The 17,212-nt window shown below is 72.3% G+C and carries 13 protein-coding genes; 8 read left to right on the forward strand and 5 right to left on the reverse strand.

Going from position 1 to position 17,212, the window contains the following annotated elements:
• Positions 1–46: 46 nt before the first annotated feature.
• Both KIH74_RS06080 and KIH74_RS06085 read right to left on the reverse strand, forming a co-directional pair.
• A complete protein-coding gene (locus tag KIH74_RS06080; protein ID WP_372492001.1) occupies positions 47–1,954 on the reverse strand; it encodes a rhamnogalacturonan lyase in 1,908 nt (635 codons plus the stop codon).
• Positions 1,955–2,579: 625 nt separating this feature from the next.
• On the reverse strand, positions 2,580–3,149 hold the full coding sequence (locus tag KIH74_RS06085) for a TetR/AcrR family transcriptional regulator C-terminal domain-containing protein (RefSeq protein ID WP_214154779.1): 570 nt from the start codon (positions 3,147–3,149) through the stop codon (positions 2,580–2,582).
• A 60-nt stretch (positions 3,150–3,209) separates the two neighbouring features.
• On the opposite strand from KIH74_RS06085, the gene KIH74_RS06090 reads away from it, so the two are divergent.
• From KIH74_RS06090 to KIH74_RS06105, 4 genes are all read left to right on the forward strand, one after another.
• Positions 3,210–4,427: a beta-ketoacyl-[acyl-carrier-protein] synthase family protein gene (locus tag KIH74_RS06090; RefSeq protein ID WP_308113616.1), complete on the forward strand. Its 1,218-nt coding sequence runs from the start codon at positions 3,210–3,212 to the stop codon at positions 4,425–4,427.
• Between the two features lie 170 nt (positions 4,428–4,597).
• Positions 4,598–6,199 (forward strand): methyl-accepting chemotaxis protein, encoded by a 1,602-nt coding sequence (locus KIH74_RS06095; RefSeq protein WP_214154781.1) that lies wholly within the window; start codon positions 4,598–4,600, stop codon positions 6,197–6,199.
• A 96-nt stretch (positions 6,200–6,295) separates the two neighbouring features.
• Positions 6,296–7,540 (forward strand): MFS transporter, encoded by a 1,245-nt coding sequence (locus tag KIH74_RS06100; protein ID WP_214154782.1) that lies wholly within the window; start codon positions 6,296–6,298, stop codon positions 7,538–7,540.
• A gap of 16 nt (positions 7,541–7,556) precedes the next feature.
• Positions 7,557–8,534, forward strand: coding sequence for a hypothetical protein (locus KIH74_RS06105; RefSeq protein ID WP_214154783.1), 978 nt, complete (start codon positions 7,557–7,559; stop codon positions 8,532–8,534).
• Positions 8,535–8,680: 146 nt separating this feature from the next.
• Here KIH74_RS06105 and KIH74_RS06110 read toward each other — a convergent pair whose 3' ends face one another.
• Positions 8,681–9,055, reverse strand: a complete 375-nt coding sequence (locus tag KIH74_RS06110) for a hypothetical protein (protein WP_214154784.1) — start codon at positions 9,053–9,055, stop codon at positions 8,681–8,683.
• Positions 9,056–9,239: 184 nt separating this feature from the next.
• Between KIH74_RS06110 and KIH74_RS06115 the strand changes: the two genes are divergently transcribed.
• The 3 genes from KIH74_RS06115 to KIH74_RS06125 all read left to right on the forward strand — a co-directional run bounded on the left by KIH74_RS06115 (position 9,240) and on the right by KIH74_RS06125 (position 12,742).
• Complete coding sequence (locus KIH74_RS06115) at positions 9,240–10,037, forward strand: alpha/beta fold hydrolase (RefSeq protein ID WP_372492007.1); 798 nt, start codon at positions 9,240–9,242, stop codon at positions 10,035–10,037.
• Positions 10,038–10,157: 120 nt separating this feature from the next.
• A complete protein-coding gene (locus KIH74_RS06120) occupies positions 10,158–11,183 on the forward strand; it encodes a LacI family DNA-binding transcriptional regulator (protein ID WP_214154786.1) in 1,026 nt (341 codons plus the stop codon).
• Positions 11,184–11,368: 185 nt separating this feature from the next.
• Positions 11,369–12,742 (forward strand): hypothetical protein, encoded by a 1,374-nt coding sequence (locus tag KIH74_RS06125; RefSeq protein WP_214154787.1) that lies wholly within the window; start codon positions 11,369–11,371, stop codon positions 12,740–12,742.
• A 62-nt stretch (positions 12,743–12,804) separates the two neighbouring features.
• Here KIH74_RS06125 and KIH74_RS06130 read toward each other — a convergent pair whose 3' ends face one another.
• Together KIH74_RS06130 and KIH74_RS06135 are read right to left on the reverse strand one after the other, a co-directional pair.
• Positions 12,805–13,659 (reverse strand): NAD-dependent epimerase/dehydratase family protein, encoded by an 855-nt coding sequence (locus KIH74_RS06130; protein WP_214154788.1) that lies wholly within the window; start codon positions 13,657–13,659, stop codon positions 12,805–12,807.
• A 100-nt stretch (positions 13,660–13,759) separates the two neighbouring features.
• Complete coding sequence (locus KIH74_RS06135; RefSeq protein WP_214154789.1) at positions 13,760–14,920, reverse strand: ROK family protein; 1,161 nt, start codon at positions 14,918–14,920, stop codon at positions 13,760–13,762.
• 71 nt (positions 14,921–14,991) lie between these two features.
• Here KIH74_RS06135 and KIH74_RS06140 point away from each other — a divergent pair, with 71 nt between their 5' ends.
• Positions 14,992–17,202 (forward strand): alpha-galactosidase, encoded by a 2,211-nt coding sequence (locus KIH74_RS06140; RefSeq protein ID WP_214154790.1) that lies wholly within the window; start codon positions 14,992–14,994, stop codon positions 17,200–17,202.
• Positions 17,203–17,212 lie beyond the last annotated feature (10 nt).

Consider the following 17,212-nt stretch of genomic DNA (forward strand, 5'->3'; position numbering starts at 1 on the left):
GGAGCGTGTGACCCGCTCCCCGTCGTCCGTGATCGGGCTCTCCCGATCAGCTGCCGATCGCGAAACTGGTGTGCGGCGGCTGGTTGTAGGCGGTGTTCTGCCAGGCGACCGCCTCCCGGTACATCCGGTCCTGCATCAGCGACACGTGCGAGATGCTGGTCGAGTCGGTGGTGGAGTAGATGCGCAGCGCGGTTCCGGCGGTGGTCGACCAGATCACCTCTTCGCGCCAGTCACCGAGGATGTCGGCCTGGAGCGACGGCGTGGCCTTGGTGCCGTTGATCGAGGTGACCCCGTCGCCGGTCAGCAGGCGGGTGTCGGCGCTGGTGCCGTACTTGTCGATGTGGTTGCTGTCGAGCAGTTCCCGCTGCGCGTCGCCGTCCCACCAGATCACGAAGTTCGTGCTGGAGGGCTTGCGGCCGATGTTCGTGCCGCTGGTGTTGTACAGCCCGGACACCCCGCTGGACCACGACTCGGCGCCGGCGCTGCCGCCGTAGATGTCGTCGGACACGCCCCGGCCGTTGTCGCAGCCGCACGAGGCGTTCGACCAGATGATCGCCCCGGTCCTGGCGTCGGCCATCCAGGCCGCCAGCTTGCTGGTGTCCTCGTCCACCTTGAACACCTCCAGCCCGGCGCGGCTGGGGATCAGGTCGCCCACGTGGTAGGCGTCGCCGTGGCCCTGGCCGTTCACCCACAGGCCAGAGCCGTTGTCGTCCACGGCCATGGCGCCGTAGAGGATCTCGTCCTTGCCGTCGGAGTCGACGTCGGCGATGGACAGCTGATGGTTGCCCTGCCCGGTCCAGGCCGAGCCGTTGGTGGAGGAGCTGCTGTCGAACGTCCACTTGCGGGTGAGGGTTCCGTTACGGAAGTCCCAGGCCGCGATGACGCTGCGGGTGTAGTAGCCGCGGGCCATGATGATGCTGGGGTAGGTGCCGTTGATGTACGCCGTGCCGGCCAGGAACCGGTCCACCCGGTTGCCGTAGGAGTCGCCCCACGACGACACGGTGCCCCGGGCCGGCACGTAGTCGGCCGTGGCCAGGGCCTTTCCGGTGGGCCCGGCGAACACCGTCAGGTACTCCGGGCCGGACAGGATGTAGCCGCTGGAGTTGCGGTAGTCGGCGCCGGAGCTGCCGATGGTCACGCCGGTGCCGTCGACCGTGGCGTCGGCGGTCTTCATCGCCACCTCGGCCTTGCCGTCACCGTCGTAGTCGAACACCTGGAACTGCGTGTAGTGCGCTCCGGCGCGGATGTTCCGGCCCAGGTCGATGCGCCACAGCCGGGTTCCGGTGAGCGTGTACGCGTCGATGAAAACGTTTCCGGTGTAACCGCTCTGGGAGTTGTCCTTGGCGTTGGACGGATCCCACTTCAGCACGATCTCGTAGGTCCCGTCACCGTTCAGGTCGCCCACCGAGGCGTCACCGGGCGCGTAGGTGTACGCCACGCCGTCGGGGGTGGTGCCACCGGCCGGCTTCTGGATCGGGATGTCGGTGGACGACGCCGCCAGCGCGCTCGCGCTGGCCCCGCTCTCCGTCACTCCCTCCCTGGCCGCCGCCAGGGTGCCGGCGGAGCCCCCCGCCAAGCGCACCGTGTACCGCGCGCCCACCGGGCCGTCGGCGTCGGTGAAATTGGTTCCCTCGGTGAGCGGTTCGTCGTTCACCTTGACCGAGCCCCGGTACACGTCGAACCCGGCGTTCTCCGGGTCGGACGCGAGCAGGCGCCAGGACAGGAAATTACCCTCGTCGCTGCGCAGCACCACCAGGCCCCGGTCGAGCTGGTCGACCTGCTCGACCTGCTCGACCGGGGCAGCCTGGGCGGCCACGGGTGCGGCGTGGGTGGTGGAGCCGGCGGTCACCGCGGCCCGGGCCGGGGAAACCCCGCCTCCCACCACCATTCCCGTCAGCAGAAGGACGACGACGGCCACCGGCCGCCCTCGCCGCCGTGTTGTCGGCAGACCCATGAGAACGCTCCCTGCGATTCAGGGAACGGCCCGGCCACCACCGCCGGACGCGCACGCGCGGCCACCGCACACGCAGCCATCACGCACGCAGCCGTCGCGCCCACCGCCGGATGCCGGATTCCGCAGACCGGGCCGCTCGCAGCAACTTCGGAGGCTGCTCACTGTCACGGCCCGGCAGCACGCGGTCAACGCCGGAAAATCGTTTCACATCGGCCAGCGGCCCACCCGGACCCGGCGGCACCCGCACAGCAGCGCCGTCCGGCGCAGCCGTGCGCGAGTGGGGAGTTCAGCCAGCACCCCGTCATCAGGACGTAAGTTGAAACGTTACGTCCTGATGAACCCGACGAGCAATGCCGCTTCGGAGCCCAACCACGCACATGCGGTCCCCGACGTCAGTAAGGCCGGGAGGGCCGTACGGGAGGTCCTTTTTGTTTTGACACCGGCAAGGCGCCCGAGGTGGTGTGAAAAACCCGCAGGGGCACCCCGTGCTCTCCAGACGGCGACCCATCAGCGCGCAACCGCGGGATGACGTCAGGTCAGGGCCGCTCCCGACCCAGCGCCGGACTCGACGGCGACTCGCCCGACCGCCCCCTGACGGGCCACTGGCTCCCGAGCGGATCTCGTGTCAGTCGTGGATCGTCAGCGTCCCGGCCAGGTCCAGGTCGGCCGAGTCGCCGCTGAAGCCGGCCCGGGACAGCAGGGTGGCGCCGAGCGCGGTGCTCCAGAAGGTGCGGGCCTCCAGACCCAGGGGGCGGCGCGCGTTCCAGCCACGTGCGGTGGTGACGTGCGACAGGTACACCTCGGACTGCCGGAACAGCAGCTGGAGGTGGGTGTCGACGACGTGGGTGAGCTCGGGGCGGGCGATCGCCGCGGCCAGGGCCCGCGACACCGACGGCAGGGACGGCATCGCCAGCACGGCCCGGGACACGTTGCGGCGGAAGGCGTCCGCGTCGGTGGCTCGTGCACCGACCTTCTCCACGCGCTTGGCGTCGTTCAGCAGGCCGAGGAAGGCCGCGTGCACCATCAGCGAGTCCTTCGACCCGAAGTGGTAGGTGATCTGGTTCGGGTACACGCCGGCCGCGCGGGCGATGTCGGCGACGCTCGGGTCGGCGCCCGACCGTTCCAGGCAGAGCCTGGCCGCCTGCTCCATGATCCGGCGCCGGGTGCCGCCGGTCGTCGTTCGTCTCGTCGCCACACCAGGAATTGTATGTGATACAACTCGGGTCCTTATTTGTACGTCATACAAGGGGTGGTCGTGGTGGTTTCGCGGGACGAGGTCGTGGTGACGGGACTGGGGGCGATCACGCCGCTGGGCGGTGACGTCGCCTCGACCTGGGACGGGCTGCTGGCCGGGCGCTCCGGGATCGGCTCGTGCACGCTCGATCACGTGGGCACCTTCGCGGCCGGGGTGATGGCCGTGGACCCGGTGGCGAAACTGCCCCGGCCGCAGGCCAACCAGCTCGACCGCTCGCAGCAGGCGGCGCTGGTCGCGGCGCAGGAGGCCTGGGCCGACGCCGGCTCCCCCGACGTCGACCCGGAGCGGCTGGCCGCCTCGGTCGGCACCGGCGTCGGCGGGATGGCGAGCCTGCTGCACGAGGACGACCGGCTGGAGAGAGCCGGGGTGCGCCGGGTCTCGCCGCGCACCGTGCCGCTGCTGATGCCCAACGCCGCGGCGGCCGCGATCAGCATCGAGTTCGGCGCCCGGGCCGGGGTGTACACGCCGGTGTCGGCCTGCGCCTCCGGGGCCGAGGCGCTGGCCTGGGGCGCCCGGCTGATCCGGGCGGGCGAGGCGGACGTGGTGATCGCCGGGGGCACCGACGCCGCGGTCACCCCGATCGCCGTCGCCGGGTTCCAGCAGGCCCGGGGCCTGTCCCGGCACCCCGGTGACCCGGCCGACGCCTCCCGCCCGTTCTCCGCCGACCGCAACGGGTTCGTCCTGGCCGAGGGCGCCGCGGTGGTGGTGCTGGAGAGTGCCGCGCACGCCCACGCGCGCGGTGCCCGGGTGCACGCGGTGCTGGCCGGATCCGGGATCGCCGCCGACGCGCACCACATGACAGCGCCGTCCCCCGAAGGCACGGGACAGATCAGCGCGATGTGCCGGGCGCTCGCGCAGGCCGGGCTCGGCGCGCAGGCGATCTCGCACGTCAACGCGCACGCCACCGGCACCGTGGTGGGCGATGCCGCGGAGGCCCGGGCCATTCGTGAGGTGCTCGGACGGGCCACCGTCACCGCGCCGAAGGCCGCCACCGGGCACCTGTTCGGCGGGGCCGGCGCGCTGGAGGCCGTCTTCTCCACGCTGAGCCTCGTGCACGGGGTCGTCCCGCCCGTGCGCACCTTGAGCCAGGAGGGCGCCGACCCGCTGATCGGGCTGGACCTGGTGACCGATCGTCGCGATCTGCCCCAGCGGGCGGTGCTCAGCAACTCGTTCGGGTTCGGCGGGCAGAACGTCTCGCTGGTGCTGGCCAGGCCCTGAAACAGCGGAACGTTGCGGCGGCCGGGTGACAGGGAGCGAGCCGGGTGAACGGCGTCACCAATTGTTACCGGGTGAAGCCTCAACAAGAGCGCACCACGGACGATCGGTGGTTCAGCTCGACCCACCGATCCACCCGATGACGGCGACCAGCAGGCGGAGGCACACGAAAGATGCGGATCAAAGGACAGGGCCTGCTCGGCTCTCTCAGCATCCGGACCAGCATTCTGCTGGTCGTCTCCGCCTCACTGGCGGTCACCGCACTGACGGCGGGCATCAGCCTGGTAGCGATGAGCAACCTGGCCGGCAAGACCACCGACACCTACGCCACGTCACTGGAACCGGCCCAGGACATCGCGACCATCCGCGAGGAGGTGTGGAAGGCCCGCTGGGCCTCCACCAAGGTCGGCACCGTCACCGACGCCGCCACGATCAAGGACTACACCAATCAGTTCGAGGCCGCCCTCAAGGCCATCGACGCCGCCGTGGCCTCGTTCAACGCCCGCCCGGTGACCTCCGCCGAGAAGGCCAAGATGGCGTCCTTCGCGAAGAACTGGGCCACCTACCTGGAGATGCGCGACAAGGCCAACGCGCTGAAGGCCGACGGCAAGATCGACGAGTGGCAGGACTACAGCGTCAACACGATCAACCCGCAGGTGGTCACGACGCTGGCCGAGCTGGCCGACGTCACCGACATCTCGACCACCACGGCCCAGCAGAACGTGGCCGACGCGCACTCCACCTTCACCAGCAGCCGCAACACCCTGCTCGGCACGCTGCTGGTCGCGATCATCGCCCTGCTCGCGCTGTCGGCCCTGGTGGCCCGCAGCATCACCGCCCCGCTGGCCAGGCTGCGCGAGGTGCTGGAGGCCGTGGCCACCGGTGACCTGACCCAGGACATCAAGCTGGGCCTGCGCAACGAGGTCGGCAAGATGGGCGACGCGCTCTCCCAGGCCGTGCAGCGCATGCGTTCCACCCTCGCCACCCTGGCCGCCAGCAGCCACGCCCTCAGCTCGCACTCCGCCGAGCTGGAGAGCGCCAGCACCGCGATGTCGGCGAGCGCGCAGACCACCACCGGCAACGTCGACAGCATGAGCGCGGTGGTGTCCGGGGTGGCCACCAACGTGCAGGCGGTGGCCTCGGGCGCCGAGCAGATGGGCGCCTCGATCCGGGAGATCTCGACCAGCGCCCAGGACGCCGCGGGCGTCGCCGCCCAGGCGGTCGGCGTGGCCGGTGAGGCCGAGACGATCATGATCCGGCTGGGCGCCTCGTCGAGCGAGGTCGGTAACGTGGTCAAGCTGATCACCTCGATCGCCGAGCAGACCAACCTGCTGGCTCTCAACGCCACGATCGAGGCGGCTCGCGCCGGGGACGCCGGCAAGGGCTTCGCGGTGGTCGCCGACGAGGTCAAGCAGCTGGCGCAGGAGACGGCCCGGGCCACCGAGGACATCTCCACGCGGATCGAGGCGATCCAGAACGACACCACGGTCGCGGTCGAGTCGATCGGCCGGGTCAGCCAGGTGATCGGGCAGATCAACTCGTACCAGACCACGATCGCCAGCGCCGTGGAGGAGCAGTCGGTGACTACCAGCAGCATGGCCGCCGACCTGTCCACCGCCGCCACCGGCGCGGACGAGATCGGGGTCGGGCTGGGCAACCTGCACTCCTCGGCCAGCAGCACGCTGACCGGCGCGGAGTCCACGCAGGCCTCGGCGGCCGAGCTCGCGGTGATCGCCAAGCAGCTGGAGACCGCGATGGGTGCCTTCCGGGTCTGACGCCCGCGGTGACCCACCGGGAGGGGGAGGCCGTGTGGCCTCCCCCTCCCTCGCGTCCCCCGGAAAAGCCACGCCCGGCGGCTATCGTCGCCGGACGTGGCCCGACCCCATCCAGCACTGCTGCTGTCGTTGCTGATCGACTCGCTCGGGTCCGGGATGTTCGGGCCGATGATCTTGCTCTACTTCCACCTGGTGGCCGGGCTCCCGCTGGCGCAGGTGGGTGCCCTGGCCAGCGCCGCCGCCGTGCTCGGGCTGGTGGTGCCGCTGTTCACCGGGCCGCTGGCCGACCGGCTCTCGCCCCGCACCCTGGTGGTGACCGGCCAGATCGTGCAGGCGCTGGGGTACCTGCTGTTCCTGACCGCGCGCGGGCCGGTGCCGGTGTTCGTGGCGTTCGTGCTGACGGCGGCGGGGCTGCGGGTGTTCTGGTCCACGTTCTTCACGATGATGGCGGCGTTGCCGCTGCCGCTGCCCGGCCCGGGCCCGGGTGAACAGGGCGGCCGGGAGCGGCTGTTCGCGGTGATCGGCACGGTGCGGGCGGTCGGTTTCGGCACCGGGGCGCTGATCGGCGGGCTGCTGGTGGGCAGCGCCTCGCCCACGGTGTTCCGGGCCGCGCTGATCGGCAACGCCGTCTCGTTCCTGGTGGCGGCCGTGCTGCTGGTGCGGGTGCCGATGGCCCCGCGGATCTGGGACAGCACCGCGCCCCGGCCCTCCGGGGTGCGGATCCTGGTGCGCGACCGCCCCTTCCTGGCCCTGGTGGTGGTGGACGCCTGCTTCGCGATCTGTAGCGACGCGCTGCTGGTCGGGCTGCCGATCGCGGTGAAGGAGGGCCGGATCGCGCCGGTCGCGGTGCTGGGGCCGGTGCTGGCGGCCAACACCTTCGTGATCGCGCTGGCCCAGCTGACGGTCGCGAAGTCGGTGCGCGGGCTGTCGCGGGTGCAGGCCCTGGCGCTGGCCGGGCTGCTGTGGGCGGTGTGGGCCACGCTGATGACGGCGCTGCCGGCCGGTCCGGCGGTGGTGTCGGGGGTGCTGCTGGCCGCGCTGGTGCTGATCTGGACGCTGGCCGAGATGATCCATGCTCCGGTGGCCAACGCCCTCGCCACCGATGCCGCCCCGCCCGGGCACCGGGGCCTGTACCTGGCCACCTTCCAGTACGGGTTCGCGGTGGCCAACATCGTGGTGCCGGGCGCCTTCACCGCGCTGTTCGCGCTCGGGCACGACGTGCCGTGGATCGCCCTGGCCGTGCTGGCCACCGCTGCGGCCTGCGGCGCCGTCACCGTCGGGCGGTTCCTGCCGGCCGCCGCCGTCCGGCCGGGAGGGCGCGCGCCGCAACGGCATTTCTGAACCGTATCCTTCACCGATGGAGTGGACGGACGATCTCCGTGTGCGTGTGGCCCCGGGCACCTCGCTGCTCGCTCTCGTCGAGTACCTGCGGGCGGCCGGCCACGACCGGCTCCCCCGCCGTGAGGTGCTGGGCGTGCTGACCGAGCGGTTCGCCCTGTCGTTCGACGACGCCCGGCTGGCCATGGAACGGGTCGAGGCCGGCGCCGTGCGTGCCCGCACCACCGATCCCGCGAACGAACCTGATCCGGCCGCCGATCCGCTGGCCCGGCTGGCGTACCGCCTGGAGCGCGGCCTCCCGGTCGAGGACGACGCGGTCGTGATGCCGCCGCAGGTCAGGGATTCCGCGCGCGAGCTCCTGGAGAACGCCCGCAACGGGACGGCGACGCGGGGCACCGGCGACGTCGGTGTGGCCCTCGAGGTGGCCCGCCAGGCCGTTGCCTCGCAGGAGCCCGGCCCGGTCAGGTTTCGCCTGCTGGTCCAGGCCGCGACGTGCCTGTCGACGGCGGCCGAGGCCTGCATCGAGCGGCTCGGGGACCGGCCCTGTGCTCCCGAGGGATCCCGGGAGTGGGTGGAGGGGGTCGCGCTGGCCGCGGCTGCCCGCGAGGTCACCGCCCGGTTCGCCGCCCGGCCCGACCCCGGCCTGGAGGAACGCGGTCTCGGGCTGGCCGGGCGCATCGTCACCGGGCTGCTCGGGCAGTGCCACGCCTTCGTCGGGCGGGCGATGACGGACTCCGCCGCGTGCGCCCTCCGCAACGGCGATCCCGACGGCGCCGCCGGTTACGCCCAGGCCGTGGTGGCCGACTTCGCCGTCCTGCTGGACGCTTTCGACGATGACATCGCCCAGGACGAGGACGTCGTCGCGGTGGAGCACCTGTTGTCCGCCGTCGACCTCCTGATCGAGGTGCGCGGGGTCTCGCCCGGGCTCGGCACGCTTCGCGACCGGACGGCCCGGGTGCTGAACCGCGCAACGACCGACCGTCCCGGGGCCGGGTAACCCCTTGTCCACGACGGCAGACGACCTCGACATCACCCGGCAGCGGCGGCGGTGGCCGACGCGCCGTTCAGGTCCGACCCGGCTCCGCGCTGCCCGCACTGGTTCTGATGCCTGCCGCTCGTCACGCTCTCAGGAGCCGTCACGGCTCAGAACGGGAAGTCGCCCCGGGGTGTGTGTGCCCGGGAGATCAGGGTCCAGTCGTCCGCGCCCCACACGTACACCGAGGTGATGAACGCGTCGTAGCCCGGGAGCCAGTCGGCGTCGAAGTGCACCTCGTAGCTGAGCACCAGGTTGCCGCCCTCGATGACGGTGAACGACGGCTCCGACACCGACCAGGTGCGGATCGCCAGCCGCTCGCTCCAGCCGTGAATCAGATCGTCGCGCGAGACGATCCGGTTGGGGAGAACGATGAAACCGTCGGTCGCCATGTATTTGGCGAACCATCCCTGTGGGCCGTCGGCCGCCGAGTTCCGCCAGAACTCCTGCTCGATCTGCCAAGCCCGGTCCATCAAGTGACCCATCCGTTGTCCAACACCTGTACTGCCGTCGGCATGCTAGCCAGGTCCCGGGTCGCGGCACGACGAGGGCCGGATGGCGAGACCGGGACCCGGCACGCTCTGTTCAATGCCCGTCACCATGAGTATGGTCCTGATGCCGGGTGCGCCTGCCGGTCTTTCGTCGTCCATCAAGTGTGCGGGGGTACCGATGAGCGTCGTGGTGTCGGCCGACGGAACACCCATCGCCTACAGCCGCACCGGTTCCGGGCCGGCGCTGGTGCTGGTCGACGGCGCCTTCGGGCACCGGGCGTTCGGGCCCAACGAGAACCTCGCGCCGGTGCTGGCCCATCGCTTCACCGTGTACACCTACGACCGGCGCGGCCGGGGCGGCAGCTCCGACGCCGAGCCGTTCGCGGTCGAGCGGGAGTACGAGGACCTGGCCGCGGTGATCGGCGAGGCCGGTGGGGACGCGTTCGTGTACGGCATCTCCTCCGGCGCCGCGCTGGTGCTCGACGCCGTCGCGCACGGCGTCCCGGCCGGGCGGGTGGCCGTGTTCGAGGCCCCGTTCGTGGTGGACGGCTCGCGCCGCCCGGTACCGGGCGACCACCAGCAGCAGCTCGCGGCCCTGCTGGAGGCCGGCGAGCGGGGCAAGGCGGTGCACTGGTTCATGACCAAGGGCGTCGGCCTGCCACCGGCTTTCGTCATCCTCATGCGGCTCATGCCGGCCTGGCGCCGGCTCACGGCCATCGCCCACACCGTGCCCTACGACCTGGCACACCTGGGGGACGCCGGTTCCGGGCGACCGCTGTCGGCGGCCCGCTGGGCGGGGATCCAGACGCCCGTGCTGGTGATCGACGGCGGCCGTAGCCCGGCCTGGATGCGCACCGCCATGGCCGAGCTGGCCCGCACCCTGCCCTCGGCCAGCTACCAGACGCTGCCCGGGCAGATGCACGTGGTGAAGCCGCAGGCGATCGCCCCGGTGCTGACGAGCTACTTCACCGGGTAGCCGCCCGCGGCAGCCGACCCGACCGCCCGCCGCCGCGTGCTTGCCACCGCCGGCGCGCGGGCCTCTACTGGATTCGAACCGGTTCGAACCTCATTCCGGAACGGGATCCAGGAGGCGCGCGTGGGCCCGACCATCGCCGACGTCGCCCGGGCGGCCGGGGTCTCGCGCAGCACCGTGTCGTACGCGCTGTCCGGCAAGCGCACGATCTCCGACGGCACCCGGCGCCGGGTGTTCGAGGCGATCGAGACGCTGGGGTTCACCGCCAACGCCGGGGCGCGGGCCCTGGCCACCCGGCGCACCATGGTGCTCGGCCTGCTCCTGCGCTTCGAGACCGACGAATTCGCGCCCGCCATGCTGCAATACGTGCTGGGGATCACCGAGACGGCGCGGGTGAACGGGTACGACGTGCTGCTCGTCACCGATCACGACGGGCCCGCGGCGCTGCGCCGGATCACCGGCTCCGGCATGGTCGACGGGGTGGTGCTGCTCGACGTGCTGCACCACGATCCGCGGGTGCCGGTGCTGCGCCGGGCCCACCAGCCCGGCGCCACGGTCGGGCTGCCGGCCGACACCGAGGGACTGGACGTGTTCGACCTCGACTTCGGTGAGGCGGCACGCCGCGTCGTCGACCACCTCACCGCCCTCGGGCACCGCGAGATCGTGCTGATCAGCCCGCCCGAGCAGGTCTTCGGCCGAGGAGGCGCCTACGGCTGGCGGTTTCGTGACGCCGCCGTGGAACGCGCCGCCCTGCGCGGCATCCGGCTGCACGCCCACCACGGCGAGGCCGACCCGCCGCGCATCCCGGCCGCCGTGAACGCCGTGCTCGACGCCCGTCCCGGGGCCACCGCCCTGATCGTGCACAACGACGCCACCGCGGCGACGCTGCCCTCGGTGCTGGCGGCCCGCGGGGTGTCGGTGCCGGGCGACCTGTCCGTGGTCGGCCTGTACTCCGCCGGCTTCGCCCGCACCTTCTCGCTGCCCTACACCTTCGCCGAGTCCTCCCCCGGCCCCCTCGGCCGGATGGCGGTGGAGGCCCTGGTCCACCGCATCGATCCGCCCGCCGGCACCGCCGGGAATGCCTACCCCGTCACCAGATTCATCGCCCCCGACCTGATCGACCGCGGCTCCACCCGACCCGCTCGCTGAACCTGACCCGCGCCGTCCCCCCGGATCCACCCTGGCGCCGACCCGGCTCCCCCGCAAGGTTCCCACCGACGTCCCCCGACCAGCCGGCGTCCCTGACCCGCCGGCGTCCCCCGACCCCTTGTCGAACCGGATCGACAGCCGCCGGCCGATACCGCGACCCCCACCAGTGAAATGAGGGAACGTTCATGCCGACCTCCCCGGGCGCGACGAGGCGCCCGTACCTGATCGCCGTCCTCGCGCTCCTGGCAAGCCTTTTCGCCGTCGTGCAACCGGCCGGCCCGGCAGCGGCCGCCGTCGACGGAATGACCGTGGACATGTCCACCTACGGCGGCACCCCCACCTACCGGGCCAGCGGGTTCATCTACGGCCTCGGGCAGAACGGCTCCACCCCGGCGGCCTCACTCCAGTCCCAGATCAAAGCCACCGAGCTGCGCGCCGGGGGATCCCAGATCGGCTGCCCCGCAGGTGGTTACGTCAACGGCTCGGACACCGCCCGGTGGAACGCCGAGAAGGCCTACTACGCCCGGGCCAAGACCACCGGCGCGCACCTGGAGATGATCCTCGCCGGCCTGTGGGGCGCCGACGGCGTGTGCACGGTGCCGCGCTGGCCCGGCGACGGCGGCAACTGGAGCGAGTACACGGCGTTCGTCAGCCAGGTGATCGCCGACGTGAAGGCCGCCGGGATGACCGGTTCCGACGTGCGCTGGGACCTGTGGAACGAGCCCAACATCTTCTTCTGGGGTGCGAGCCAGGCCCAGTACCTGGAGATGGTGCGCCGCGGCACGCTCCAGATCCGCGCCGCCCTGCCGGGCGCGGTGATCGAGGGCCCCAGCTGCGCCTGCAACCCGGCCGACGCGTGGTTCACCACCTATCTCGACTACGTCAAGGCCAACGGCGTGGTGCCGGACATCCTGAGCTGGCACGCACTTCCGGGTGACCCGGCCGTGGACGCCGCGAACGCCCGGTCGGCGCTGGCGGCCCGCGGGATGAGCGTGGCCGGGCTCGACGTCAACGAGTACGGCGCGTACGGGGCCGAGCAGCAACCCGGGCCCTCGGCCTGGTACATCGCCCGGCTGGAACGCGGCAACGCCGACGGCGCCCGGGCCAACTGGGGCATGGTCGGCGCGACCCCCTCCCTGTACGACACCATGGGGTGGCTGGTGACGGCGAACGCGAACCAGCCGATGGGCCAGTGGTGGGTGTACGAACGCTACGCCGAGCAGACCGGGCAGCGCACCAAGATCACCCCGGGCGGCAACGCCGCGCACGACGGGATCGTGTTCCAGGACGCGGCCATCCACAAGTCCATCGGGATCTACGGGGCCACACCGTCGGCCGCCACCGGGCAGGTGGGCGTGACCTACACCAACATCCCGTCCTGGCTCCAGAAGAGCAGCACCATCCACGTGCGGGTGGAGCGGATGCCCTCGACGAACGCCTACGTCGCGGCCCCCACGGTGGTCTCCGAGGGCCGGGTCGCCTTCACCGGCGACACCCTCACGGTGAACCTGGACTGGACGAACAACCTCGACGCCTACGCGGTGATCCTCACCGCCTGACCGGGCCGACCGGGCTGACCGGGCCGTGCGGGAGGGCGGAGTGCGCCGCCCTCCCGCACGGCTCAGCGCCAGCCGTGTTCCGGCTCGAAACCCAGTACCCGGCGCGCCTTCTCGATGGACAGTAGGGTGTCGTGCTCGCCCGGCTCGCCGCGCACCTCGACCCCGGGGAACTCCTGGGCCAGCAGCTCCCGGTTGGGCCGCGACATCACGGTGTCGGCGTTGGCGATGATGAACACGTCGGCGCCGGTCGCCTCGTGGGCCAGGGCCCGGCGCACGGCCTGGGCGCCGTCGCGGGCGTCGATGTAGCCCCACAGGTTCCAGCGGCGCAGGGCCGGATCGGCGTCGTAGGAGGGGAACTCGCCGTAGTCGGCGGGCTCCATCACGTTGGAGAACCGCAGCCCGATCATCTTCAGCTGCGGGTCGCGACGGCACAGCTGCCGGGCCATCTCCTCCTCCAGCGTCTTCACCAGGGAGTACGTGCTCTCCGGGCGGGGTGTGTACTCCTCGTCCACGGGCACGTAGGGCGGCGGGGTGTCGAAGGGCAGGCCGAGAACGGTCTCGCTGGAGGCCCACACGATGTTCTTCACCCCGGCCCGGCGAGCGGCCGAGACCACGTTGTGGCTGACGGACATGTTGTTGGCGAAGGTGGCGTGGTCACCCGCGAGCCCGGGAGCCGGGATCGCGGCCAGGTGCACGAGGGCGTCCACCCGCTCGTACCGCTCCTCCACACCGAGCACGGCATCGAGCACCTGCGCGTAGTCGGTGAGGTCCATCGGCACGAACGTCACGCCCTCCCGCACCGGCTGCGGGGGCGCGACGCGGTCGAACACCACCACGTCCCAGCCGTGCGCGGCCAGGTCCGCCACCACCGCCCGGCCCAGCTTCCCCGCACCACCGGTCACCACCACGCGAGCCATCAGCGTCTCCTCGACGAGTCTGCGACGAACTGCTACGAGGCCAGACAACTGCATGGCCGGACAGCTGTCGAGTCGCACCGGTTCCGGCCGGCCGGGACCGTCACAGCGCCCCGAGAATGCCCTGGATCCCGGCCACCCCGGCCCCACGGGCCCAGTCGGTGAACGTCAGTGGCCCGGTGGAGACCTCCAGCCGCACCGGCGAGGACCGCAGCCGCTCGCGCAGCGTCTGCCCGGTGACCGGCGAGCCGTACAGCAGCGCGGCGTCCTCGCCCGCCAGCACGATCCGCTCGGTCTGGAGGCCACCGGCGACGGTGGCGATCAGGTGCCCCAGGGCCCGTGAGGCGCCCGCGGGCCAGTCCGGGTCGAGCGCGGTGAGGCGCCCGGCCGTCACCTCGGTGCCGCGAAGCCCCAGGCGCGCCGCCACGTCCTCGCGGTCGAGGTAGGCGGCCACGCACCCGCGGTGCCCGAGCCGGCAGGCCGGGCCGGAGGAGTCGACGGGGGCGTGGGCCAGCAGGTGGCCGTTGTCGATGAGCTGCTCCAGCACGACGCCCTCGCGCACCACGGCCAGCCCCACCCCGGCGCCGACGGTGATCACCCCGAACGTGTCGTGCGTGCGGCCCGCGCCGAACCACAGCTGCTCACGGGCCAGCCCGGCCACGTCGTTGGTGAGCACGGTGGGCAGGCCGCAGTGCCCGGACACCAGCGTCCCCAGTTCGACGTCCCGCCAGCCGAGGAACGTGCCCTCGCGCACCACGGCCCGCCCGTCCACCACACCACCCAGCGAGATACCCAGCCCGTGAACGCTTTCGGCCCTCGCGCCCAGCTCGCGCACCAGGCGGCCGATCACCTGCACGGTGCCGTCCACCGGCACCGCGCCGCGGGTCCGGGCCGACGACGGCAGCGGCAACGGCAGCGGCAGCGGCAGGTCCAGCGAGCCGATCACCGTGCCCCCGAGGTCGCACAGCACGCCGTGGGCGGTGTCGCCGGTCAGCTTGACGCCGACCACGTGACGGCTGCCGGGCACCGCGGTGAGGATCCGGCGCGGGCGGCCGATGACCGGGTCGGCGGTGCGCTCGGCCCGTTCGGTGACCACACCGGCGTCCACCAGCGTGCGGGCCATCCGCGACATCGAGGCGTCGGACAGCCCGAGCAGCTCGCCGAGGGCCGCCCGGGTGGAGGGACCGTGTGTGAGCAGGTGCCGGACGACAGCCAGGGCACGGGGCGGGAGCCGCCCGCCGTCACCACCGTTCCCCCTGCGCATTCCCTCAACCTACGCGCATTTCTTTCATGGTAAAAATAACCCTCCCACCACGACCCGCATCGGAGCCCGACGTGACCGACGTACAGAGCCGGGACGCCCGTCCCCCGGTTCATTTCCGCGCAGCCGGGGTCTCCCTGGTCATCGACCTGGACGCACCGGTCCCGTCCGTCCTGCACTGGGGCGCGGACCTGGGTGACCTGGACGCGGCGGCCCTGACCGCCCTCGGTCTCAGCTCCGGCGTCGAGCTCACCAACAACGCCCCCGACGTCCCCCGCCGGCTCACCCTGCTGCCGGTCGAGCGGGACATGTGGTCGGGCACCCCGGCGCTGGCCGGTCATCTGGGCGGCCGCCGCACCTCGCCCCGTCCGGTCATGGTGGACGACGCGACGCTCGTGACCCACTCCCCCGACGGCGGCGGCACGCTGGAGGCCGAGTTCACCGACGAGGTGACCGGTCTCGCGCTGTTCCTGCTGATCCGGCTCACCCCGCAGGGCCTGGTCCAGGTGCGTCACCGTGCCCGGCGTCCGGCCGACGATCCGGTGGACGGCGAAACCCCCTACGACCTGGCCGGTCTCACCGCCCTGATGCCCCTGCCGCCGCGGGCCACCGAGATCCTCGACTTCACCGGCCGCTGGTCGCGCGAGCGCCAGCCGCAGCGCCTGCCGGTGGTGGACGGCTCGCACCACCGGCACGTGCGCCGGGGCAAGCCGGGCGCCGACTCGCCCTACGTGACCCTGGCCGGCACCACCGGTTTCGCCAACCGCACGGGTGAGGTCTGGGGCTTCCACCTGGCCTGGAGCGGCGACAGCCACTGGCGCGTGGAGCGTCTGGCCGAGGGAGCGGGCGGTTCGTCGTCCGTGATCGGGGGTGGCGAGGCCCTGCGCGCGGGCGAGGTGCGGCTGCTGCCGGGCCAGGAGTACGTCTCGCCGGACGCGTTCTTCGCCTGGTCGGGCCGCGGGCTCGACGGGATCTCCGAGCGCTTCCACGGTTACCTGCGGGCGCGTGCCTCGCACCCGGTGCGGCCCCGGCCGGTGCTGGTGAACACCTGGGAGGCGGTGTATTTCGATCACGACCTGGAGCGGCTGAAGGCCCTGGTGGACCGGGCCGCGCAGGTCGGGGCGGAGCGGTTCGTGCTCGACGACGGCTGGTTCTCCGGCCGCCGCAACGACACCACCAGCCTGGGCGACTGGCAGGTCGACGAGGGTGTGTGGCCGCAGGGCCTGGCACCGCTGGCCGACCACGTGCGGACGCGGGGGCTGGAGTTCGGGCTGTGGTTCGAGCCGGAGATGATCAGCCTGGACTCGCGGGTGGCGCGCGAGCACCCGGAGTGGATCCTGGCGCCCGCCCAGGGCGAGGGTTCCTCGATGCGCCAGCAGTACGTGCTCGACCTGACCGACCCGGCGGCGTTCTCCTACCTGCTGGAGGCGATCAGCGGCCTGGTGCAGCGTTACCGGGTGGCCTACGTGAAGTGGGACCACAACCGGGAGCTGCACGAGGCGGTCTCCCGCTCGCACGGCGACACGGTGGCGGTGTCGGCGCAGACCCGGGCCACCTACCGGCTGATGGACGAGCTGCGTGAGCGCTGCCCGGGCCTGGAGATCGAGTCCTGCTCGGCCGGTGGCTCGCGCGTGGACCTGGGCATCCTGGCCCGCACCGACCGGGTGTGGGCGTCGGACTGCATCGACCCGGTCGAGCGCATCATGACCGACCGGTGGACGTCGCTGCTGCTGCCGCCGGAACTCATCGGCGTGCACGTCGGCTCGTCCCCGGCCCACACCACCAGCCGGCGCACGGACACCACGATGCGTTTCGCCGGCGCCCTGCTCGGGCACACCGGCGTGGAGTGGGACCTGACCAGCCGGGACGACGAGGAGCTGCGGGCGCTGACGGCGTTCGTGGCGTTCCAGAAGAGCCTGCGCCCGGTGCTGGCGCGCGGGCGCGTGGTGAACGCCGACATCCCCGACCCGGCCACCACGCTGCGCGGTGTGGTCGACGCCGACGGCAGCCGCGCGGTGTACGTGTGGGCCCGCACGGTCACGTCCTCGGCGGTGCTGTCGGGGCAGGTGCGGTTCCCCGGTCTGGATCCGGCCCGGAGCTACGTGGTGCGGATCGTGGACGACTTCGGCCTGCCCTCGTTCCCCGGCCGCGAGCACTCGCCGTGGGTACGGGCGGCGCTGGACGGGTCGCTGGTGCTGCCGGGCGTGGCGCTGGGCACCGTCGGGCTGCCGATGCCCACGCTGGCGGCCCAGCAGGCCCTGGTGCTGGAGCTGACGGCTCGCTGAGAAGTGCTGC

Source organism: Kineosporia corallincola (assembly GCF_018499875.1).
Lineage (GTDB): Bacteria > Actinomycetota > Actinomycetes > Actinomycetales > Kineosporiaceae > Kineosporia > Kineosporia corallincola.